We start from the raw sequence: 21,345 nt of genomic DNA on the forward strand, positions 1-21,345 counted from the left end.
GGGACTCAGTCGCCGGAGCGGGCGCGACTCACGAGGTAGGCCGCGACCCCGGCGAGGATGAGCGCGACGATGACGGCGAAGACCGCCTTGACGATGAACCACGCGACGTTGAAGAGGACACCCACGAGCCACCAGGCCACGATGAGGGCGAGCACGAAGACGACGATGCCGACGAGGGTCGACCAGGGGCTCCTGCGCATGTGTTCCTCCGGGGATCGTCGGCGTGCTCGTCCAGCGTATGTCATGCGGAACGGGCCGCCACCCGTGAGGGTGACGGCCCGTTCGACAAGAAGTTCGCGTTGTCGGCGAGAGCCGATCAGCGCCGTGATGGAGCTGACTAGCGACGTAGCCCGAGACGCCCGATGAGCGCACGGTAGCGGTTGATGTCGACGTCCTGGAGGTAGCCCAGGAGACGACGACGCTGGCCGACGAGGAGGAGCAGGCCACGACGAGAGTGGTGGTCGTGCTTGTGCTCCTTCAGGTGCTCGGTGAGGCCGACGATCCGCGTGGTGAGGATGGCTACCTGCACTTCGGGGGATCCGGTGTCTCCGGGGTGGGTCGCGTACTCTTCGATGATCGCCTTCTTGGAGTCTGAATCGAGTGCCATAGAGGGATCCCCTTCCTGTTCGTTGCGCGGTGCCCACGACCTGATGTCGGGGCGCTCTTGATCCGCGGCCGTTCGACGGCAACTTCCCCACTTTAGCAGGTCCGGGTCGGCAGCGGAGGGACCGGCCGTCCCTCCCCCACCACGGCCGACGTGTCGACGCGATGTCGGACGCGTGTGTGAGGATGCTCGCATCGACGAGACGACGGGGGAAACACGCATGAACATCGAGAACCGCCCGACCCACACGACCATCACCGGCATCAGCGGGCACACGCACTGCGCGATCGTGCCGCCGTATCTCCTCGAACGTCTCGCCGCTCTCGACGAGCCCGGCTTCCGCCGGGCCGCGGCCGCCGCCCGGCACTCGCTCGTCCGTCGCACGGTGCACTCCCGACCAGCCGGCGTGCGCGAGGACGCGGCCTCGTCGCTCACCACACCGCGTCCGACGACCCGCGGCGAGCTCGTCCGCGCCGTCTTCGATGCGCAGAGCACCGAGGAACTCCCGGGCACGCGCGTCCGTGGCGAGGGCGATCCCGCCACGGGTGATGCGGCGACGGACGAGGCGTACGACGGTCTCGGGGCCACCCACGCCCTGTTCGCCGCCGCCTTCGATCGCGACTCGATCGACGACGCGGGATTGCCCCTCGAGGCCACGGTGCACTTCGGGGAGGCGTACGACAACGCGTTCTGGGACGGTTCGCGCATGGTGTTCGGCGACGGTGACGGTGAAGTGTTCGAACGCTTCACCCGGTCCCTCAGCGTGATCGGTCACGAGCTGAGCCACGGCGTCGTGCAGTATTCGGCGAACTTCGTCTACGAGGGGCAGTCCGGCGCGCTCAACGAATCGGTGGCCGACGTCTTCGGGGCGCTCGTCGAGCAGTACGCCGCGGGCGAGTCCGCCGACGAGGCGAGCTGGCTCATCGGCGTCGGACTCTTCACAGACGAGGTGGAGGGCGACGCGATCCGCTCGCTCGCCGAACCGGGGTCGGCCTACGACGACGACGTGCTCGGCGCTGATCCGCAGCCGGGCCACATGCGCGACTACATCGAGACCGTCGAGGACAACGGCGGGGTGCACCTCAACTCGGGCATCCCCAACAAGGCCTTCCACCTCGCCGCCACCGTCATCGGCGGCTTCGCGTGGGAGCAGGCCGGACGTATCTGGTACCACGCGCTCACCCTCGGCACCCTCACCGCGACCGCCACGTTCGCGGAGTTCGCGGCGCAGACGATCCGCTCGGCGGAGGCGCTTTTCGGAGCGGACTCGGACGAGCGGTCCGCCGTGGTCGCGGCCTGGAACGGCGTCGGCGTGACGCCGGACGGCGCCGAACCGGCCGACGACGGAGACGGCACCCTCCCCCGCTTCTGACGGGCCTCCCGCTCCGGGCAGGACAGCCGGGTCGCGGCGGTGCCGGGGCCTCCTCCCCAGGGTCGAACGCACCGGCCCCCGGGCGGAGCACCGAGCGTAGACTTGCGCGCATGAGAGTCGAGGTCACGCGCAGCGGCGGATTCGCCGGCATCTCGCGCGGCTGGCAGGCGGACGTCGACGAGCAGCCGGACAAGGACGAGTGGCTCATCCTCATCGACGATCTTCCGTGGGACGACGTTCCCGCCCAGCCGAGCGAACCGGACCGCTACACGTGGATCATCCGGATCGCGCCGCGTGCAGAGGCCGACGATTCCGGCCACGAAGCGGCCCTGCCCGAACGTGCGCTCACCGGTGGCTGGAAGGAACTCGTCGACCGGGTGAAGGACTGCGGGACGCCCGTCCGTCCCTCTCGCTGACCCCTCACGAGACCCGCTCGACGCGTGGCCTCTCGTCCGCTCGATGCCCTGCCGCGTTCCGGTTGGCGCGCGGGCCTCAGCTCTGGTCGAGGGCCTCGTCGAGCGACTTCCCGCGTTTGTCCGCGAGGCCGAGTGCGGCGACGGCCGCGATGATGAAGAAGACGGCGAAGAGCACGAAGACCACCGTCGTCGACGCCGACAGGAGCAGGGCGGGCACGATGAGGGGGGCGATGATCGAGGCGATCCGCCCCACGCCGGCGGCCCATCCCGCACCCGTCCCCCGCAGGGGCGTCGGGTAGAGCTCGGGGGTGACCGCGTAGAGAGCGCCCCACGCGCCGAGGTTGAAGAACGACAGCAGCATGCCCGCGCCGATGACCTGCCACTCCGCGGAGGCGAGGCCGAAGAGTGTCGCCGACACGGCCGAGCCCACGAGGAACGTGGCGAGAGTTCGATTGCGTCCCCACTTCTCCACGAGCACCGCCGAGACGGCATAGCCGGGCAGCTGAGCGAGAGTGATGATGAGCGTGTACCCGAACCCTCGTACGAGGTCGAAACCGGAGGCCACGAGGATCGTCGGCAGCCAGATGAAGGCCCCGTAGTAGGAGAAGTTGACGCAGAACCACACGATCCAGAGCGAGATGGTCTGTCGTCGGATGGGGGCGGCGAAGAGGCCCGAGAGCCGGGCGGGAGCGGAGGGCGCCGGAACCTCGGCCACTGTCGACGGGGCGACCGCCGGGGCGGGGACGCCGGCCGACTCCTCGAACCGTCGGACGGTCGCCTCGGCCTCGCCGATGCGTCCCTTCGATTCGAGGAACCTCACCGACTCCGGGAGGCCGAGCCGGATGACGACGGCGTAGACCGCGGGAACGGCACCGAGAGCGAGCGCCCACCGCCAGCCCGCGTCGCTCGTGGGGATCACGAAGAAGCCGATGAGAGCGGCGACGGTCCAACCGACGGCCCAGAACGACTCGAGGATGACGATGATGCGGCCGCGGATCCGCGGGGGTGCGAACTCGCTCACGAGCGTGGAGGCCACCGGCAGCTCGGCACCGAGGCCCAGGCCCACGACGAAGCGGAGCGCGATGAGCACGCCCACCGACCAGGCGAGGGCAGAAAGACCCGTCGCGAGCCCGAACAGGAGCAGGGTGAAGGCGAACACCTGGCGCCGACCGATGCGATCGGCGAGCAGTCCTCCGACGCTCGCGCCGATCGCCATGCCCAGGAAGCCGGCGGAGGCGACGAACCCGAAGGACCCGATGTCATCCGGCCAGGTGATCGCGAGCGCGGCGATGACGAAGGAGACGAGCCCCACGTCCATGGCATCGAGCGCCCAACCGACGCCGGAACCCACGAGCAGTCGCCGGTGTTCGCGGGTGAACGGCAGCCGGTCGAGGCGTTCGATCCGGGTCGCCCCCGCAGGGGCCCGACCGGTGACGGTTTCCGTGTCCATGCGCTTATTCTCACAGCCCAGACCCAGCACGGGTACACACGGCGAACGGCCTCCCGTCCGGACCGGTGGGTGGGGCCCTCGCCTCAGCTGAGCAGGTCGTACCAGCCGGTGCCCCGCGCGTACTCGAAGACGAGGTTCGTCTCGGTGTGCGCGACGGCGGGGTGGCCCGTCAGATAGTCGACGACGAAGTCGCGCAGCTCCGTGGAGTTGTGGGCGGCGAGGTGCAGGAGGTAGTCGTCACGGCCTCCCATGTGGAAGAGGGCCATGACGCCGGGCCAGGTAGGCGCCTCGGCTCGGAAGCGTTCGATCTCGGCCCGCGCGTGTTTCGTGAGGCGCACCGCGATGATCGCCTGGATGGGCGCTCCCAGCGCGTTGAGGTCGATGTCGGCGTGGTACCCCGTGATGTGACCGGACCGCTGGAGGCGGCGGACACGCAGTGACACCGTCGACTCCGCGATCCCGAGCTCGCCTGCGAGCGCGGACCCGGAGGACCGCGCGTTCTTCGACAGCAGGCGCAGGAGCGCCCGGTCGATGTCATCGAGCTGTTCGCTCTTGGAGCTCGTCACGACTCTTCCCCTGCTTCGGTTCGGGTGGTGGAGGACGTGATCGATACCTCCGCCTCCGGAAGTCTACGTAAGAGGGCACCTCGAGTCCCTCCCCCACAACGCGTTACCCCACGGGGCGCACTGCCCTAGTGTCGGAGCCATGATCATCCTCATCACCGCCGCCGCCGTGGCCGCCGCCGCCCTGCACGTGCTCATCTTCTACTGGGAGTCCGTCGCCTGGACCCGCCCGAACGTCTGGCGCCGCTTCGGACTCACGAGCCAGGAGGATGCGGAGACCACGAGGACCCTCGCCTACAACCAGGGGTTCTACAACCTGTTCCTCGCGATCGGCACGATCCTCGGTGTCATCCTCTACGCCGTCGGCCTCGTCGGAGCGGGTCTCGCGATCGGCCTCTTCTCCGTCTCGAGCATGCTGCTCGCGGCGCTCGTGCTTGTGTCGAGCGGCAAGGGGCGCATCAAGAGCGCGCTCGTGCAGGCGTTCTTCCCGCTCATCACCATCGTGCTCGTGATCATCGAGGTCGTGACGGCGACCCCCTGAACCATCGTCGCCCTCTCCGACCTCACGGGGCCGGACACGACGAACCCCCGGCGGAACGGCGTCCGTCGGGGGTTCGTGGCGTTCGGGGGCTGAGGGTCAGCGCACGCCGAGCAGGTCGATCACGAAGATCAGGGTCTCGCCCGAGAGACGATGGCCGGAACCGGCCGGACCGTAGGCCTGGTGGGGCGGCACGGTGAGCTGGCGACGACCACCGACCTTCATGCCGGGGATGCCCTCCTGCCAGCCCTGGATGAGCTGGGCGAGGGGGAAGGTGATGCTCTGGCCGCGGCTCCAGGAGGAGTCGAACTCCTCGCCGGAGGAGTGGGAGACACCGAGGTAGTGGACCTCGACGGTCGAGGACGCCTGGGCCTCGTCTCCGTCGCCGACGATCAGGTCGACGGTCTCGAGGGCCTCGGGCGCGGGGCCGGTGGGGGCGTCGATCTCTGGCTTGTTGCGTGCTTCAGTCATACGACCATCCAACCGTTCGGGGCAGCCCACGTCAAAGGAGCCACCTCGTTCGAGACGGGGGTCTTGCGCACACGGGCCGCGAGGAGCATGATGCTGCTACGCATTCATCGCCCGGTCGACTCGCAGGCACCGCCGCAGCACCGGGCGATGAATCATGTCGGGGCCGGTGAGCGTCGAGGCGGGCCGCAAAGGGACTCCGCGGCTCCCGCCACTCCCGGGTGGAGCGGATACCCTGGAGACGTGAAGTTCGCGCACCTGATCTCCCCCGCCCAGCCCGACGCCGGAATCCGTCTCGCCGCCGTCGTCGACGACGGGGCGGTGTTCCTCGACGAGATCCTCGACGACGCCCCCTCGACTCTCCAGGACCTGATCACTCGGGGCGACGACGAGCTCGCCCGTGTGTCGGCCTACGTCGGCAACGCGGCGGCCTCGGGAGTGGAGCCCGTGGCCCTCTCGGAGCTCGAGCACGCGTCCGCCGTCCTCGAACCCCCCGTCGTGATCGCCGTCGGCCTCAACTACTCGGCGCACTCCTCCGAGCTGAACCTCAAGACGGACCAGGCCCCCACCCTCTTCACCCTCTGGCCGAACTCGCTGACGGGACACGGCCACACCACCGAATGGCCTCGCGAGCTGAGCGAGCAGGTCGACTACGAAGCCGAGCTGGGTGTCATCATCGGCCGCCCGGCACGCAACGTGACCGAAGAGGAGGCCCTCGACTACGTGTGGGGGTACACGGTCGTCAACGACATCACGGCCCGCAACATCCAGTACTCCGAGACGCAGTGGACACGCTGCAAGTCGTTCGACGGATTCACCCCCACGGGGCCGATCGTCGTGACAGCCGACGAGGTCGCGGATCCGCAGGACCTGCACGTGAAGACGGTCCTCGACGGACGCGTGCTGCAGGACTCCTCGACGGCGCTCATGGTGCGCACCGTCGCGCGACTCATCTCCCACATCTCGGGCAGCACCACCCTGCTTCCCGGCACCCTCATCTCCACGGGCAGCCCGGGTGGTGCGGGCTACTCGCGCGACCCTCAGGTGTTCCTGCAGGACGGGTCGACGGTCACCGTCTCGATCGACGGCATCGGAGAGCTCACGACCCACTGCCGGATGGTCTGACGCGTCGACCCACGACGAGAGGACGGGGATCGCGCACGTATCGACGCGCGCGATCCCCGTTCTCGTGGTCGGGGTCGGTACGCCTAGGAGCCGGGCTGCGCGTCCACGTCGACGATGGGGATCGCCATCGTGGTGGCCTCGAGACCCGAGAGGCGAGCGGGCGACAGCTGCTTGTCGACCTCTTCGCGTGACATGAGGTCGGCCTCGACCACGAGGTCGGCGACGTTGCGGTGCGTCAGCAGAGCGGTCTTCGCGAGCGCGGCCGCGGCCGTGTAGCCGATGAACGGTGTGAGCGCCGTGATGACCCCCACCGAGCTGCCCACCATGGTGCCGAGGCGCTCCTCGTTGGCGGTGATGCCGTCGATGCAGTTCACCCGCAGGGTCCAGCACGCCTGCGTGAGCCACGTGATCGACTGGAGCAGCGAATGTGCGATGACGGGTTCGAACGCGTTCAGCTGGAGCTGCCCGGCCTCGGCCGCCATCGTCACGGTCATGTCCGCGCCGACCACAGAGAACGCCACCTGATTGACGACCTCGGGGATCACGGGGTTCACCTTGCCCGGCATGATGCTCGATCCGGCCTGCCGGGGCGGCAGGTTGATCTCGCCGAAGCCGGCCTGGGGTCCACTCGACAGCAGCCGCAGGTCGTTGCAGATCTTCGAGAGCTTGATGGCCGAGCGCTTGAGCGTGCCGCTGAACGACATGAACCCGCCGGCGTCGCTCGTCGATTCGATGAGATCGGGGGCCGTCTCGAGGCGCAGGCCGGTGATGGCGTTGAGGTGCTCGACGACCGCCGCGGCGTAGCGCGGATCCGCTGTGATGCCGGTGCCGATCGCCGTGGCGCCGAGGTTGATCTCGGCGAGGAGCCAGACGGTCTCGGACAGACGGGCGTGGTCCTCCCCGAGCGTCGTCGCGAAGCCGTGGAACTCCTGGCCGAGCGTCATCGGGACGGCGTCCTGGAGCTGGGTGCGACCCACCTTGAGGACGTGGCGGAATTCGACGGCCTTCGCGGCGAACGAGGCCCGCAACTCCTCGAGCTCGACGAGCAGGTGGCGCAGGGCGAACGCGAGCGAGATCTTGACCGCGGTCGGGTAGACGTCGTTCGTACTCTGGCTGCGGTTGGTGTGGTCGTACGGCGACAGGAAGGCGTAGTCACCCTTCGGGCGCCCGGCGATCTCGAGCGCGACGTTGGTGATGACCTCGTTCGCGTTCATGTTCGTGGAGGTACCGGCCCCGCCCTGGATGACCCCGGTGACGAACTGGTCGTGGAACTCTCCGTCGATGACGCGCTGGCAGGCCTGGTCGATCAGGTCGGCCTTCGCGCGACTGAGGACACCGAGGTCGGCGTTGGTACGCGCGGCGGCCTGCTTCACCGAGGCGAGGGCCACGACGAGGTCCGGGTAGACGGAGATCGGTCGCTTCGAGATCGGGAAGTTCTCGAGGGCACGCGCGGTGTGGATGCCCCAGTACGCCTCCGCCGGGATGTCGAGGGACCCGAGGGAGTCCGTCTCGGTGCGCACGGCGGATCCCGCGGCGCTGTTCGATCGGTGGGTCTCGGTGTCTGTCATGGTCTCACTGCCGAAGGTGTCGTGCGTCGCGGTCGTCTGTGAAGGTGTCACGGTGGTTGGCTCCATTGCCGGTGTCGATGCTTGTGGCGGGACGGCTCGAGTCTAACGCGGCGATCCCTCCCCGATCGGGTCGCAGACGAGGGGTGTGAGCGGACGATCGATCGACCGCACCGACTCCTCATTAGAGTGAGGACACCGACGAAAGGACGCCTCTGTGGCGACGATCTACGACGTGGCGCGACTCGCCGGGGTCTCCCCCGCCACCGTGTCCCGCGTCTTCAACGGCACCACGGTGACCCCGCAGAACGAGCGCGTCGTGAAGGAGGCGGCCGCGGAACTCGACTTCGTCCCGAACCGCACGGCCCGCACGCTGCGACTGCGCAGCAGCGACATCATCGCCCTCGTCATCCCCGACATCGAGAACCCTTACTTCACCGCGCTCGCCCGCGGAGTGGAGGACGAGGCGCGCGCGGCCGGCTACTCCGTGGTCCTCTGCAACACGGACGACGACATGTCGAGGGAGTCCGGCTACCTCGACGTGGCCGTGTCGGAGCACATGGCGGGCGTCATCATCGCGGCGGCGAGCGATCGCAGCGACCTGTCGCCCCTGCTCGACCGGAACAAGGCCGTGGTCGCCGTGGACCGGGTCCCCCGCGGTGCCGCGATCGACGCGGTCACGGTGGACAACGTCGCCGGGGGGCGCGCGGCGACCACGCTTCTCGTCGAACGAGGCTACCGGCGCATCGCGTGCATCGCCGGTCCCGCCGACGTCGAGACGTCCACCCGGCGCATCGCCGGCTGGAGCGCGGCGCTCGAGGCGGCCGGGTTGCCCGAGGACCCGACCCTCCTCGAGCACGCCGACTACCGCGTCGACGGCGGTTACGCCGCTCTGGAGCGACTCCTCGCGCACGACGAGCGGCCGGACGCCGTCTTCGTGGCGAACAACCTCATGAGCGTCGGCGCTCTGCGGGCACTGCGGGACGCCGGCATCCATCCCCCGGCCGTCGGGATCGCCTCGTTCGGGGCGCTGCCCTTCTCGACGTCGGCCCCGACCGGGGTGTCGACGGTCTCCCTCCCGGCGCGCGAGCTCGGATCCGCGGCCGCCCGCATCCTCCTCGAACGGATCGCCGGCGACCGCCAGGAGCCACGCACGGTCGTGCTCGAGGCCGTCCCCGTGGTCTGACGACCGACGGCGCACCGCCGGGTGGGTCGACGGCGTTCGTCACCACGGACCCTTCCGATCGCTTGCGTCTGAAATCGATTTCTGTAACGCTGGAGCAGCGAGGGACGACACGTCCGCGCCGGCAATGCATCAAGGAGGACGCATGAGAACGCTCGATCACCCCGACGTCGACACCCAGGCTGAGGGGATCGCCTCATGAGCTACGCGTTCCCCGCCGTGCGCGAGCGCCGCACCACGGCCCCGAAGACCCTGTACACCGTCGCATCCGGCGACCTGCGCCTCTCCGCCAACACGAAGTGCTGGCCGACACAGGAGGCGTTCGAGGGCGACGTCACGCGAGCGGCCTCCCGCTTCGGATGGTCCGTCGAACGCGCACACGGCGTCGACGAGGCGAAGGGCCACGGCTTCATCGACAGCCAGCGCCTCGGGATCGAGGTCTTCCGCGACATCCCGAAGGACGCCCCCGTCGTCGTCGTCGACGCGGTCTGGCAGTACAGCCACCACGTGCTCGCGGGCCTCCGCAGCCATGAGGGACCCATCCTCGTCGTGGCCAACTGGGCTGGCGACTTCCCCGGACTCGTCGGCCTCTTGAACCTCACCGGCAGCCTCACGAAGGCTGGCATCGCCTATTCGTCGCTGTGGAGCAAGGACTTCACCGACGACTGGGCGCTCGCGAAGTTCGAGGAGTGGCTGACGACCGGCGCGATCGTGCACGACATCAGCCACGTGCGGGACCTGCCGGCGCTCGACGAGTCCTCGGCCGAGGTCGAACTCGGTCGGGCCCTCGCGCGCGAGCTCGTCGAGGACAAGGCGATCATCGGAATCTTCGACGAGGGCTGCATGGGCATGTACAACGCCATCATCGACGACGAACTCCTCAACGCGATCGGCATCTACAAGGAGCGCCTCTCGCAGAGCGCCCTGCTCGCGGAGATGAACCGCGTGAGCGACGAGGAGGCGAGCGCCGCGAAAGCCTGGCTCGACGAGGCCGGTCTCACCTTCCACTTCGGTGAGGACGAGGAGTCCGAGCTGACCCCCGCACAGGTTCACAGCCAGATGAAGATGTACATCGCCGCCGTGCGCATGGGTGACGACTTCGGTGTCGACGCCATCGGCATCCAGTACCAGCAGGGCCTCAAGGACATGGTGCCGGCGTCGGATCTCGCCGAGGGACTGCTCAACAACGTCTCGCGCCCGCCCGTGCACGCGCGGGACGGCTCGCGGGAGCTCTACGCGGGCGCGCCGCTCCCCCACTTCAACGAGGTGGACGAGGGAGTCGCGGTCGACGCGCTCGTGACCAATCGCATCTGGACGGCGATGGGTCTCGACCCCGCGAACACGCTGCACGACGTGCGCTGGGGCGAGGAGTACGACGGCGAGTTCGTCTGGGTCTTCGAGATCTCGGGTTCCGTGCCCGCGAGCCACAACGGCGGCTACGACAAGAGCTACAGCATGCGTCAGCCGGCGATGTTCTTCCCGCTCGGGGGCGGAACACTCAGCGGGGTGTCGAAGCCCGGCGAGATCGTGTGGTCGCGCGTCTTCCTCGAGGGCGGCGAACTGCACGTCGACCTCGGCCGCGGACACGTCGTCGACCTCCCGGCGGAGGAGACGCAGCGTCGACTCGACGCGACGGATCCGCAGTGGCCGATCATGCACGCCGTACTGAACGGTGTGAGCCGCGACCAGCTGATGGCCCGCCACAAGGCGAATCACGCGCAGGTGGCGTACGCGCCCGACGCCGAGACGGCGGACAAGGCCGCGCTCGCGAAGGCCGCCTTCTTCGCCGAGCTCGGCGTGCACGTGCACCTCGCGGGAGACGTCGCCATCTGATCCCACCCCTCCACGGGTGTCCCTATTCGGGTATGTGATCTGTTAAGGTCGGTGCCACGGACGAAAACCGTCCGTGGCACCGACCTTTTCCGTTTCTGGGAGGAATCATGAAGAGAACCGTGCTCCGGGCGCGCGGCCGATGACCCGTGGCACGAACCGCGCGCGCGGCGGGCGTGCGCTCGGAGCGGTCCTCGTCGCCCTCGTCGTCGCTTTCGCGATCGGCGTCGGGATCGCGGCGATCGTCGTCGCGCCCGCGTCTCCGCAGGCCCTCGAGACGCCCGACACCATCACGGCCGTGCCCGTCGGAGTGCAACCGTTCGATGACGCCCGGTCGGTCGACGTCGGATTCTCCCTCGGGAGCGCGACGACCCTGACGAGTCCCGGTGATGGGCGCGTCACGAGATTCGCGTGCGCGGCGGGCGACTCGATCCGATCGGGGGAGAGCCTCCTCGCGATCGACGGATCGCCGGTACTCACTCTGTCCACTCGCGTGCCGCTCTGGCGGGACCTCGTCGAGGAGGACACGGGCGACGACGTGAGAGCCCTCCAGCAGGAGCTCGCACGGCTCGGCGAACCGGTGACCGTCGATGGCATCCTGGGCACGGAGACCCTCGATGCACTCGAGCGCCGGTTCCGCGCCATCGGGGACACCGAGGTGCTCGAAGCGATCACGGCGATGCGCATCCTCTGGATCCCGTCCCCGTCGGTCGCGATCGATGCCTGTGAGCTCGGCACCGGTGCATCGGTCGCTGTGGGCGAACCGCTCGCGACCCTCGCCGCCGGACTCGCCGCTGCAACCGTGGAACAGCTCCCGGACGACCTCGTTCCCGGCGAGCGTGTCCTCGTCGTCGACGGCGAGCGCCTTCCGCTCACCTCCGACGGCATCGTCACCGACACCGCGGCCCTCGCCACTCTCACGTCGTCCTCGAGCCTCCGCGAGGCCGTTCTGGGCGAGGCGACGAGCTTCACCGCGAGCATGGAACTCGCCGAGCCCGTGGACATCTCCGTCGTGCCGCCGTCGGCCGTCGTCGCGATCGACGGGGCGACCGGTTGCGTCGTCGCGGGCGATGTCGCGCGGCCCGTCGACATCGTCGGCAGCCAGCTCGGACAGACGCTCGTCCGTTTCACGGACGATGCCGCAGCGCCACCGTCCGTCGCCGTCCAGCCCGCGGAGTCGACGACGTGCGGGTAGAGCTCGACGGGCTCGGACACCGCTTCCCCGGAGGCCCCGCGCTGTTCGACGACGTCTCGGACGTCCTCCATCCCGGCGAGGTCTACTCGCTCACGGGTCCCTCCGGATCGGGCAAGAGCACGCTCCTCGCCATCCTCGCGGGCTGGATCCGTCCCACGTCCGGCGAGGTCCGTCGGATCGGCGTCGAGGCCATCGGCTGGGTGTTCCAGAACCCGTTCGGCGTGCCGGGCCGCACCGCCGTCGATCACGTCGCCCTCGCCTTCCTCGCGCGCGGCGACCACCCGCGCGAGGCCGACGCATCCGCCCGACGTCAACTCGAACGCTTCGGGCTCGCCGAATCGGCGGCGACCCCCTTCCGGTCGCTCTCGGGCGGCGAGGCGCAACGCCTCATGCTCGCTCGCGGCCTCGCCGCCGACCCGGATCTGCTCCTGGTCGACGAACCGACCGCCCAGCTCGACGCCCGCACCGCCCTCGACGTCAACGAGGCCCTGCTCGCCGCGTCGAGCCCCACGACGATCGTGGTCGTCGCGACCCACGATTCCCGCACGCGAGACGCGTGCACTCGGCACATCGATCTGGGAGTGGCGGTTCCCCCAGCCGATGCCCGCCGCGGAGCGGACGCGTGAGACGCGGTGCGATCCTGCGCGAGGCGTGGCGCGACATCGTCAGCGGCACCACCCGGGTCGGAGCCTTCGCCCTCGTGTTCGGCGTTCTCGTCACCGGACTCGCGGCGGCCGATCAGCTCACCGTCCGCCGGATCGTCGACGAGGCCGCGCGGTATCAGTCCTCCGGCGCATCGGTCATCACGATCGCCGCGGAGGGCCGCGTCCGTGGAGACGCGTGCGAGGCGCTCGATGCGCTTCCCGGCGTCCGGGCCGCGGGGGCGCTCCGGCAGGAGCCCGATGGGCTGCGACTGGCGACACTCCCCCAGTCGCCCGTCACGCTCTACACGGTGACGCCTCACCTGTCCGACGTGCTGCGATCGTCGTCGGACGGGAACGGGATCGTCCTGTCAGCCGATGCCGTGTCCGCCTCGGGCCGACGGGTCGGCGATTCGATCGTGACCGCCGCGGGAACGTCCCGGGTCGCCGGGGTCTATCCGTACCCGGCGGACGGCCGGCGGATCGGTTTCGGGTACGCCGCCCTCGACGTCTCGTCCTCCGCGACCCTGTTCGACGAATGCTGGGTGGACGCGTGGCCCCCCGACGAGCACCTCGAGGCCCTCCTCCTCACGGCCGTGCAGCCGTCAGCCGCCGGGGACGCCGACGTGCAGCTGTCCCGACTCAACACGACCCTGGGGACGACGTTCGACGGAGTCGCGTCCTTCGAGGAACGACTCACCGCGCACGGCTGGCTCGTCGCGATCGTCGCCGGACTGGCGATCGGGTTCGTGTCGATCCGCATCCGCCGCGTCGCCCTCGCCTCCGCCCTGCACACCCGCGTACCGCGGACGTCGCTCGCGGCGATCGTGGCTCTGGAGACGGGCGCCTGGGTCGGGCCGGTCGTGGTCGTCGCGCTCGCCGCGACCGCGGTCCTGGCCGCCACGGGGGATCCCTCCGACCGGGGCACGACTCTCCTGCTCTCGGCCCGCGTGGTCGTACCCGGCGCTGCGGCCGCGTTCTCGGGATCCACGATCGCCCTGGCCGTGACGCGTGAACGCCACCTCTTCCGGTACGTGAAGGACCGGTGAGGAGCGATCAGCGCTTGCGCGAGAACGCCTCGACGCGCTGCTCGGGGGTGAGCTCCTCGAGACGGGTGATGAAGGCATCGTCGAAGGTGTCGAACGTGGTGTGCTCGCCGAGCGGGACCACACTGTGCACGATCGTGTCGTCGTAGACGTCGAGGATCTGGAACGACTGGCCGCCCGTCATGCCGTTGACGGCACGTTGCGGCATCGACAGGTTCATCGTGTAGCACGTGGCCGCCGCCACCGAGACGGGGATGCCCGCGAACGTCCCGTGAGCCGAGTAGTGCAGGTGCCCACCCAGGATGGCCCGCACACCGCGACCACGGACCACGTCCGCGAGCAGGTGCTGTTCGCGCAGCTCGAGGATGTCGAACATGGGCTGCGTCGTGGGGATCGGCGGGTGGTGCAGGGCGATCACGGTGCCGTGCTCGGCCGGCTCGTTGAGTCGCGCATCGAGCCACTCGAGCTGCGAACGACTCAACTCCCCGTGGTGGAACCCCGGCACGCTCGTGTCGAGACCGATGAGCCGCAGCCCGTCGAGGTCCCAGACACGATCGATGGGGGCGAGGCTCGGCGCCTCGTCGAGCAGACCGACGCGCATCGCCTCGCGCTCGTCATGGTTGCCGGGCACCCAGCACAGCCGCGCGCCGAGCGCCTCGACCGCGGGCTCGACGATCTCCCGGAGCCGGCGGTAGGCGTCCGGCTCTCCGAGATCAGTGAGGTCGCCGGTGAAGACGACCGCGGACGGCCGGAGCCCCATGCGCTCGATCTGCGCGAGTGCTGCACGCAGGTTCTCCACCACGGGCACGATCCCGTAGAGCGGCTCGCCCCCAGCGACGAGGTGCGGATCGCTCATGTGCACGACCGTCTGGCGAGCGGGCGGGTACTGTCCCATCTGAATCCTCGACATGGAACGAGACTAACGGGACCCTCTGACGACGACGCCCCTACGATCGGAGCGTGACCGAGTCCCACGCCCTCTTCTCCTACGGAACGCTCCGCTACCCGTCCGTACAGCTGTCCACCTTCGGCCGCGAACTGCCGACGACCGAGGACGCCCTGCCCGGATTCGTCGTGTCGAGCGTGGTCATCACCGATGAACACGTCCTCGCGGTCAGCGGCACGGACGTGCACCCGGCGCTCGTGTGGACGGGATCACCCGACGATGTCGTCCGCGGCGCCGTCCTCGATGTGACGACCGCCGAGCTCGACGCGGCCGACACCTACGAGGTCGACGACTACGTGCGGATCGCCGTCCGGCTGGCCTCCGGGAGGCACGGCTGGGCGTACGTGCACCGTGACGGGCGACCGCCAGCCTGAGTCATCCGATGCCGAGCAGCGCCTCGATCGGTCCGCGCACGAAGTAGATCAGGAAGCCGGCGGCGACCACCCACAGCAGCGGGCTCACGGTGCGCGCCTTGCCCGAGAGGGACCGCACGAGAACCCAGCTGAGGAAGCCGACGCCGATGCCGTTCGCGATCGAGTAGGTGAAGGGCATGACCGTGATGGTGAGGAAGGCTGGGAGCGCGGCGCCGAAGTCCGTCCAGTCGATCTCCGTCACCTGGGACATCATGAGCGTCCCGACGACGACGAGGGCGGCCGCGGCCACCTCGAGCGGAACGACCTGCGTGAGAGGCGTGAGGAACATCGACAGCAGGAAGAGCGCTCCCGTGACCACCGAGGCCAGGCCCGTGCGCGCGCCCTCGCCGATCCCGGCGGCGGAATCCACGAAGACCGTGTTCGACGAACCCGATGTGGCACCGCCCGCGATGGCGCCGACGCCCTCGACCACGAGCGCCGACTTCAGGCGCGGGAAGTTGCCGTCGCCATCGGACAGGTGCGCGCCTCGCGCGAGACCCGTCATCGTGCCCATCGCGTCGAAGAAGTTCGTGAAGACGAGGGTGAACACGATCATGATCGCCGCGAGCCCGCCGATGCGCGAGAACGCACCGAACGGGTCGAAGGCGCCGACGAGCGAGAGGTCGGGCAGGGACACGATCGACGCGGGCAGGGCGGGGGTGTTGAGGTTCCAGCCTCCCGGGTTGTCGATCGACGGGCCCACCCGGAAGATCGCTTCGAGCACGATCGCGACGACCGTCGTCGCGACGATGCCGATGAGGAGGGCACCCTTCACGCGACGCGCGACGAGCACACCCATGACGACGAGGCCGAGGACGAAGACGGCCGTGGGAAGCGTCGCGATGGATCCGGACTCGCCGAGCTGCAGCGGCGGGGAGGAGGTGCCCGACGTGCGCACGAAGCCCGAGTCGACGAGACCGATGAACGCGATGAAGAGACCGATGCCGACGGTGATCGCGGCCTTCAACTGCGCGGGCACCGCGGCGAAGATCATGGAGCGCAGTCCCGTGGAGGCGAGGATCACGATGATGACGCCGTTGATCACAACGAGCCCCATCGCCTCGGGCCACGTCACCTGACCGACGACGTTGACCGCGAGGAACGAGTTGATGCCGAGACCCGCGGCGAGCGCGAACGGGAGTCGGGCCACGACGCCGAAGAGGATCGTCATCACTCCGGCGGTCAGCGAGGTGACGGCCGCGACCTGCGTCGCCGGGAGCCAGCCACCCTCCACGTCGAGCGCCGCCTGATCGGCGGAGAACCCGCCGATGATGAGGGGGTTGAGGACCACGATGTACGCCATCGCGACGAAGGAGACGAGTCCGCCGCGGACCTCCGTCGCGATCGTCGAGCCTCGCGCGCCGATCTCGAAGAAGCGGTCGAGACGCGCGGCTGCTCCGCCACGGGGGCGAGTGGTGGTCGACATGATCCTCCTCGGGGATTTCGAACCGCACCAGCCTACGACCACGTTCGACCGCCACGGACCCCGGACCGAGTCCGGACTCGGTCCGGCCGTCCGATAGCATTCGACGACCGCACCGAGAGAGGACCCCCGATGCCCCTGCCCTGGACCGTGCACGGAGACGGAAAGGACGTCGGCGCTCGCGAGATCGTCATGCCCGGCGAGCGGCTCTCGTGGCCGCGCACGATCGGACTCGGCGCGCAGCACGTCGTCGCGATGTTCGGGGCGACGTTCCTCGTCCCGGTGATCACCGGCTTCCCGCCCACCGCGACGCTCTTCTTCTCCGGCGTCGGAACCATCCTGTTCCTCATCATCACGAAGAACCGGCTCCCGAGCTACCTCGGTTCGTCGTTCGCCTTCCTCGCCCCGATCGGCGCGGCGATGGCTCCGGGTGGGCCCGGAATGGCCGGTGCCCTCTTCGGCATCTTCGTGGTGGGGCTGCTGCTCGCACTCGTCGGGCTGCTCGTCCGGGTGACCGGGACCGGGTGGATCGATGCGCTCATGCCGCCCGTCGTCGCGGGAACGATCGTGGCGCTGATCGGCTTCAACCTCGCGCCGGCCGCGTGGGACAACGTCCAGAAGGGGCCGCTCAGCGCCACGATCACCCTCGCGGCGGTCATCCTCTCGACCGTGCTCTTCCGCGGCATCCTCGGGCGACTGTCGATCTTCATCGGTGTGGCCGTCGGCTACGTGGCCGCGATCCTCCTGGACGAGGTGACATTCGACGCGGTCGGCGAGGCCGCGTGGATCGGCCTGCCCGACTTCTCGACGTGGTTCGGTGTGTTCGGCGACCCGAGCGCGCTACCCGCGTTCTTCGGCGTCCTGCCCGCGTTCCTGCCCGTCGTGCTCGTGCTCATCGCGGAGAACGTCGGCCACATCCGCGGCGTCGCCCAGATGACGGACCCCGCGCTCAACAAGCAGACGGGCAACGCGCTCCTCGCCGACGGCCTGGCGACGATGCTCGCCGGCTCGGGCGGCGGTTCCGGAACGACCACGTACGGCGAGAACATCGGTGTCATGGCCGCCACGCGCATCTACTCCACGGCGGCCTATTGGGTCGCGGGCATCGTGGCGGTACTGCTCGCGCTCTCGCCGAAGGTGGGCGCGGTCATCAACACGATCCCCGCCGGCGTGCTCGGCGGCGTCACGACCGCGCTCTACGGACTGATCGGAGTCATCGGTGTGAAGATCTGGCTCGAGAACCACGTGGACTTCAACAAGCCGGCCAACCAGTTCACCGCCGCGACGGCCCTCGTCATCGGCGTCGCGAACTTCGTGTGGGACGCCGGCAACGGCGTGAGCTTCAACGGCATCGCGCTCGGCACGATCGCGGCCATCGTGATCTACCACGTGATGACGTGGATCTCCCGCTGGCGCGGCACCGACTCCCCCGAACCGGAACCAGCGCACCCCGCCCCCTGACCCCTTCACTCACCCCCTTGGAGATCCCCTCCGTGCCTGAGAACTCGTGCACGGAGGGGATTTATACGGGGGAGCGGGATCAGGCGCCGGCGTGGAAGAACGGGACGATGAGGTAGATGCCGAAGAGGACCGCGAGGCCGCAGAGCGCGAAGCACGCGTAGGCCGTGTAAGCAGCCAGTCGTCGCTGACCCGGTGTGAGGGGATTCTTACGCGCAGCCTTCGCGGCCTTGCGCTCGGCCGATGCGATCTCGGCCGGCGTCAGGACCGTGATGGCGTCGGTGAACTCGGCCGGGACGACCACGGGTACGCGCCCTCCCACGACCAGGAGGCGCAGCCCCAGGGCGTAGAGGCCCACGACCACGACGGTCCCGACCAGCGCGGCGGCGAAGACGACGACGAAGGCGCCCCAGTCGATCATCGGACGGTCCCCGATCGCTTCGACGGACGGGTGATCTTCACAGCGTCGGCCGAGGCCGCCACCTCGTTGACGACGGTCTCATGTCCCACCTGGTCGCGCAGCGACCGCAGGAAGATGAAGATGATGAAGCCCAACCCGAGGGCGGCATCGAGCATGACGCCCCAGAATCCGAGGTGGGCGATGAAGGCGGCAGCCGCCCCCACGATCGCGGCAGCAGGCAGGGTGAGCAGCCAACCGACCCCGATCCGACCGGCGGTCCCCCACCGCACGGACGACCCCCGGCGGCCGAGTCCCGAGCCGATGACGGATCCGGATGCGACCTGCGTGGTGGAGAGCGCGAAGCCGAGGTGGCTCGACGCGAGGATCGTCGCGGCCGTGCTCGTCTCGGCCGCGAAACCCTGGGCCGGCTTGACGGCCGTGAGTCCGGTTCCGAGGGTCTTGATGATGCGCCAGCCGCCCATGTAGGTGCCGAGGGCGATCGCGAGCGCGCACGCGATCACGACCCACAGCTGGGGCCCTTCCTGCGCGGCGTCCTGCATACCGACCGTGACGAGGGCGAGCGTGATGACGCCCATCGTCTTCTGCGCGTCGTTGGTGCCGTGGGCGAGCGCGACGAGGGAGGACGAGAAGATCTGGGCGTACCGGAAACCGGAACGCCCATCGGGGCGGCCGTCGTAGCGGCGGGTGATCGAGTACGCCATCTTGGTCGCGGCGAACGCGACGAGACCGGCGGTGACGGGAGCGAGGAGCGCGGGGAAGATGACCTTCGACAGGAGCACGCCGTAGTCGATCGCGTTCACTCCGAAGCCGACGATCGCCGCACCGATGAGTCCGCCGAAGAGCGCGTGCGAGGAGCTCGACGGCAGCCCGTACAGCCACGTGACCATGTTCCACACGATCGCACCGATGAGCCCGGCGAGGATCAGCTCCGGAGAGATGAGGATCCCCGAGTCGCCCTCGCGGATGATGCCGCTCGAGATCGTCTTCGCGACCTCCGTCGAGAGGAACGCTCCCACGAGGTTCAGAATCGCGGCGAGCGTGACGGCCACCTTCGGCTTCATCGCGCCCGTCGCGATCGGCGTGGCCATGGCGTTCGCCGTGTCGTGGAACCCGTTCGTGAAGTCGAAGAACAGCGCGAGGGCAATGACGAGGACGATGAGGAGGGTGACTTCTTCCACCGGGCGTGCTCTCTGGTCGAGGGACCCCGGGCACGTCGATCCGTTCACGAGAGGTTCACGGAGATGTAGGCGGCGAGGGCTTGCCTGTTCAGGCTCTGGAAATCTTTGCACCCGACCGAGCGCAGGTCAATTCAGTCCCGACCCCTGGCGGCGAAGCCCGGATGGTCGCTCGCGACGACCGTCGAGAGGTCGGCATCGAACTCGAAGAACGCGTTGACGCAGCCTCCGGCGAGGACCCCGGGGAGCCAGAAGCGGGCGTCGTCCCACATGCGCTCGAAAGGCGGTGAAGCGATGGGCCACCATTCCGGGACGAGCTCGTCGGACGGCACGCCGTCCCCCGTGAATGCGCGGCTGACGAAGACGAAGGACCGCTGCGACCACGACGGCTTCGTCGGGAAACGGTAGTCGAGGACGCCACGAGGCTCGAGGGCCGACGGGTCGACGACGATGCCGGTCTCCTCGGCGACCTCCCGGATGACCGCCTCCGCGGGCGTCTCCCCCGGCGCGAGCTTGCCGCCGGGTCCGACCGACCGGCCGACGCCGAGACCGGTGAGCTTGCGCCCGATCAGGACCTCCTCGCCGACCGCGCTCGGGCGGAGGAGGTAGCAGACCGCGACGTCGGGGTGCCGGTCTCCCGTCACGAGAGGGGGCTCACATCTCCTCGTGGGTCGTCGGGTCGCCGCCGAAGAGGCGACCATCGGGCCGGCCGAGGGCGGTGATCGCGTCGACGTCGTCCTCGCTCAGCTCGAATCCGAAGATGTCGAGGTTCTCCTTCTGTCGCGACGGCGTCGCGGACTTCGGGATCGCGATGACACCGCGCTCGACGTGCCAACGGAGAACGACCTGACCGGGGGTGACGCCGTACTTCTCGGCGATCGAGGTGACGACCTCGTTCTCGTGCGGCTTGGCGGCCTTGCCGAGGGGGCTCCAGGCTTCCGTGACGATGTCGTGCTCTTCGTGGAAGGCGAGCAGCTCGGCCTGGGGGAAGTAGGGGTGCAGCTCCACCTGATTCACGGCCGGCATGACGCCGGTCTCGTCGACGAGCCGCGTCAGGTAGTCGGCCGTGAAGTTCGAGACGCCGATCGAACGCGCGAGCCCGCGCGAACGCAGTTCGATCATCGCGCGCCACGTGTCGACGAAGCGGTCGCGCGACGGGTTGGGCCAGTGGATGAGGTAGAGATCGACGTGGTCGACGCCGAGGCGCTCGAGCGAACCGGTGAGGGAACGAAGAGTCTCGTCGTAGCCGTGGTCGCGGCCGGGCACCTTGGTCGTGATCTGGACGTCCTCGCGCGGGAGACCGGATGCCCGCAGCGCCTCGCCGACCTCGACCTCGTTGTCGTAGTTCACGGCGGTGTCGAGCAGGCGGTAGCCGGCGTCGAGCGCGGAGCGGATCGCCGTCACTCCCTCCTCGCCCTTCAAGGGGTACGTGCCGAAACCGATCTGGGGGAACTCGTGGCCGTCGTCGAGGCGGATGGCGGGAATCGAAGTCATGTTCCGACCCTACGCGCCC

The 21,345-nt window shown here is 69.2% G+C and carries 23 protein-coding genes; 11 read left to right on the forward strand and 12 right to left on the reverse strand.

The genetic code is table 11. The features are described 5' to 3' along the window. Positions 1 to 5: 5 nt before the first annotated feature. Positions 6 to 200, reverse strand: a complete 195-nt coding sequence (locus tag ELQ94_RS06100) for a hypothetical protein (RefSeq protein WP_127048227.1) — start codon at positions 198 to 200, stop codon at positions 6 to 8. 137 nt (positions 201 to 337) lie between these two features. Next, the gene (gene rpsO / locus ELQ94_RS06105; RefSeq protein WP_127048229.1) at positions 338 to 607 is read right to left on the reverse strand and encodes a 30S ribosomal protein S15; all 270 of its coding nucleotides are present in this window, start codon (positions 605 to 607) and stop codon (positions 338 to 340) included. A 217-nt stretch (positions 608 to 824) separates the two neighbouring features. Between rpsO and ELQ94_RS06110 the strand changes: the two genes are divergently transcribed. Both ELQ94_RS06110 and ELQ94_RS06115 read left to right on the forward strand, forming a co-directional pair. After that, positions 825 to 1,976 (forward strand): M4 family metallopeptidase, encoded by a 1,152-nt coding sequence (locus tag ELQ94_RS06110; RefSeq protein ID WP_127048231.1) that lies wholly within the window; start codon positions 825 to 827, stop codon positions 1,974 to 1,976. Between the two features lie 110 nt (positions 1,977 to 2,086). Then, entirely contained in the window at positions 2,087 to 2,392 is a 306-nt protein-coding gene (locus ELQ94_RS06115; protein WP_127048232.1) for a protealysin inhibitor emfourin, read from the forward strand. Between the two features lie 76 nt (positions 2,393 to 2,468). Here the strand turns inward: ELQ94_RS06115 and ELQ94_RS06120 are convergent, their stop codons facing one another. Together ELQ94_RS06120 and ELQ94_RS06125 are read right to left on the reverse strand one after the other, a co-directional pair. After that, entirely contained in the window at positions 2,469 to 3,842 is a 1,374-nt protein-coding gene (locus ELQ94_RS06120; protein ID WP_127048234.1) for an MFS transporter, read from the reverse strand. Positions 3,843 to 3,925: 83 nt separating this feature from the next. Next, positions 3,926 to 4,408, reverse strand: a complete 483-nt coding sequence (locus tag ELQ94_RS06125; RefSeq protein WP_127048236.1) for an Lrp/AsnC family transcriptional regulator — start codon at positions 4,406 to 4,408, stop codon at positions 3,926 to 3,928. 139 nt (positions 4,409 to 4,547) lie between these two features. Between ELQ94_RS06125 and ELQ94_RS06130 the strand changes: the two genes are divergently transcribed. Continuing rightward, positions 4,548 to 4,946 (forward strand): DUF1304 domain-containing protein, encoded by a 399-nt coding sequence (locus tag ELQ94_RS06130; protein ID WP_127048239.1) that lies wholly within the window; start codon positions 4,548 to 4,550, stop codon positions 4,944 to 4,946. A gap of 96 nt (positions 4,947 to 5,042) precedes the next feature. On the opposite strand, the gene ELQ94_RS06135 is transcribed toward ELQ94_RS06130, so the two are convergent. Next, positions 5,043 to 5,414: an FKBP-type peptidyl-prolyl cis-trans isomerase gene (locus ELQ94_RS06135; protein ID WP_127048241.1), complete on the reverse strand. Its 372-nt coding sequence runs from the start codon at positions 5,412 to 5,414 to the stop codon at positions 5,043 to 5,045. Positions 5,415 to 5,654: 240 nt separating this feature from the next. Between ELQ94_RS06135 and ELQ94_RS06140 the strand changes: the two genes are divergently transcribed. Then, positions 5,655 to 6,536: a fumarylacetoacetate hydrolase family protein gene (locus tag ELQ94_RS06140; protein WP_127048243.1), complete on the forward strand. Its 882-nt coding sequence runs from the start codon at positions 5,655 to 5,657 to the stop codon at positions 6,534 to 6,536. Between the two features lie 83 nt (positions 6,537 to 6,619). On the opposite strand, the gene ELQ94_RS06145 is transcribed toward ELQ94_RS06140, so the two are convergent. Next, positions 6,620 to 8,104, reverse strand: coding sequence for an aspartate ammonia-lyase (locus tag ELQ94_RS06145; protein WP_127050117.1), 1,485 nt, complete (start codon positions 8,102 to 8,104; stop codon positions 6,620 to 6,622). A gap of 214 nt (positions 8,105 to 8,318) precedes the next feature. Between ELQ94_RS06145 and ELQ94_RS06150 the strand changes: the two genes are divergently transcribed. The 5 genes from ELQ94_RS06150 to ELQ94_RS06170 all read left to right on the forward strand — a co-directional run bounded on the left by ELQ94_RS06150 (position 8,319) and on the right by ELQ94_RS06170 (position 13,999). Next, positions 8,319 to 9,287 (forward strand): LacI family DNA-binding transcriptional regulator, encoded by a 969-nt coding sequence (locus tag ELQ94_RS06150; protein WP_127048245.1) that lies wholly within the window; start codon positions 8,319 to 8,321, stop codon positions 9,285 to 9,287. A gap of 195 nt (positions 9,288 to 9,482) precedes the next feature. Next, the gene (locus ELQ94_RS06155; RefSeq protein ID WP_127048247.1) at positions 9,483 to 11,117 is read left to right on the forward strand and encodes a fucose isomerase; all 1,635 of its coding nucleotides are present in this window, start codon (positions 9,483 to 9,485) and stop codon (positions 11,115 to 11,117) included. Between the two features lie 139 nt (positions 11,118 to 11,256). Further along, positions 11,257 to 12,309, forward strand: a complete 1,053-nt coding sequence (locus ELQ94_RS06160; protein ID WP_127048249.1) for a peptidoglycan-binding domain-containing protein — start codon at positions 11,257 to 11,259, stop codon at positions 12,307 to 12,309. Next, positions 12,300 to 12,935 (forward strand): ATP-binding cassette domain-containing protein, encoded by a 636-nt coding sequence (locus tag ELQ94_RS06165; protein ID WP_127048252.1) that lies wholly within the window; start codon positions 12,300 to 12,302, stop codon positions 12,933 to 12,935. Before ELQ94_RS06160 ends, ELQ94_RS06165 begins: the two co-directional genes overlap by 10 nt. Next, positions 12,932 to 13,999, forward strand: coding sequence for a hypothetical protein (locus ELQ94_RS06170; RefSeq protein WP_127048254.1), 1,068 nt, complete (start codon positions 12,932 to 12,934; stop codon positions 13,997 to 13,999). The genes ELQ94_RS06165 and ELQ94_RS06170 overlap by 4 nt, the downstream gene beginning before the upstream one ends. Before the next feature lie 7 nt (positions 14,000 to 14,006). Here the strand turns inward: ELQ94_RS06170 and ELQ94_RS06175 are convergent, their stop codons facing one another. Next, complete coding sequence (locus ELQ94_RS06175; protein WP_127048256.1) at positions 14,007 to 14,906, reverse strand: phosphodiesterase; 900 nt, start codon at positions 14,904 to 14,906, stop codon at positions 14,007 to 14,009. Between the two features lie 50 nt (positions 14,907 to 14,956). On the opposite strand from ELQ94_RS06175, the gene ELQ94_RS06180 reads away from it, so the two are divergent. Next, positions 14,957 to 15,316, forward strand: a complete 360-nt coding sequence (locus ELQ94_RS06180; protein WP_127048259.1) for a gamma-glutamylcyclotransferase family protein — start codon at positions 14,957 to 14,959, stop codon at positions 15,314 to 15,316. 1 nt (position 15,317) lies between these two features. Here the strand turns inward: ELQ94_RS06180 and ELQ94_RS06185 are convergent, their stop codons facing one another. Continuing rightward, positions 15,318 to 16,781, reverse strand: coding sequence for an NCS2 family permease (locus ELQ94_RS06185; RefSeq protein ID WP_127048261.1), 1,464 nt, complete (start codon positions 16,779 to 16,781; stop codon positions 15,318 to 15,320). A gap of 129 nt (positions 16,782 to 16,910) precedes the next feature. Between ELQ94_RS06185 and ELQ94_RS06190 the strand changes: the two genes are divergently transcribed. After that, positions 16,911 to 18,239, forward strand: coding sequence for a uracil-xanthine permease family protein (locus ELQ94_RS06190; protein ID WP_127048263.1), 1,329 nt, complete (start codon positions 16,911 to 16,913; stop codon positions 18,237 to 18,239). Positions 18,240 to 18,318: 79 nt separating this feature from the next. Here the strand turns inward: ELQ94_RS06190 and ELQ94_RS06195 are convergent, their stop codons facing one another. From ELQ94_RS06195 to ELQ94_RS06210, 4 genes are all read right to left on the reverse strand, one after another. Then, positions 18,319 to 18,657, reverse strand: coding sequence for a peptidase (locus ELQ94_RS06195; RefSeq protein ID WP_127048266.1), 339 nt, complete (start codon positions 18,655 to 18,657; stop codon positions 18,319 to 18,321). After that, on the reverse strand, positions 18,654 to 19,835 hold the full coding sequence (locus ELQ94_RS06200) for an inorganic phosphate transporter (protein WP_127048268.1): 1,182 nt from the start codon (positions 19,833 to 19,835) through the stop codon (positions 18,654 to 18,656). Before ELQ94_RS06200 ends, ELQ94_RS06195 begins: the two co-directional genes overlap by 4 nt. 131 nt (positions 19,836 to 19,966) lie before the next feature. After that, on the reverse strand, positions 19,967 to 20,476 hold the full coding sequence (locus ELQ94_RS06205) for an 8-oxo-dGTP diphosphatase (protein WP_208007564.1): 510 nt from the start codon (positions 20,474 to 20,476) through the stop codon (positions 19,967 to 19,969). Positions 20,477 to 20,486: 10 nt separating this feature from the next. Further along, the gene (locus tag ELQ94_RS06210; RefSeq protein ID WP_127048272.1) at positions 20,487 to 21,326 is read right to left on the reverse strand and encodes an aldo/keto reductase; all 840 of its coding nucleotides are present in this window, start codon (positions 21,324 to 21,326) and stop codon (positions 20,487 to 20,489) included. Between the last annotated feature and the right edge of the window lie 19 nt (positions 21,327 to 21,345).

This window comes from Labedella endophytica (genome assembly GCF_003990045.1).
GTDB classification, from domain to species: domain Bacteria; phylum Actinomycetota; class Actinomycetes; order Actinomycetales; family Microbacteriaceae; genus Labedella; species Labedella endophytica.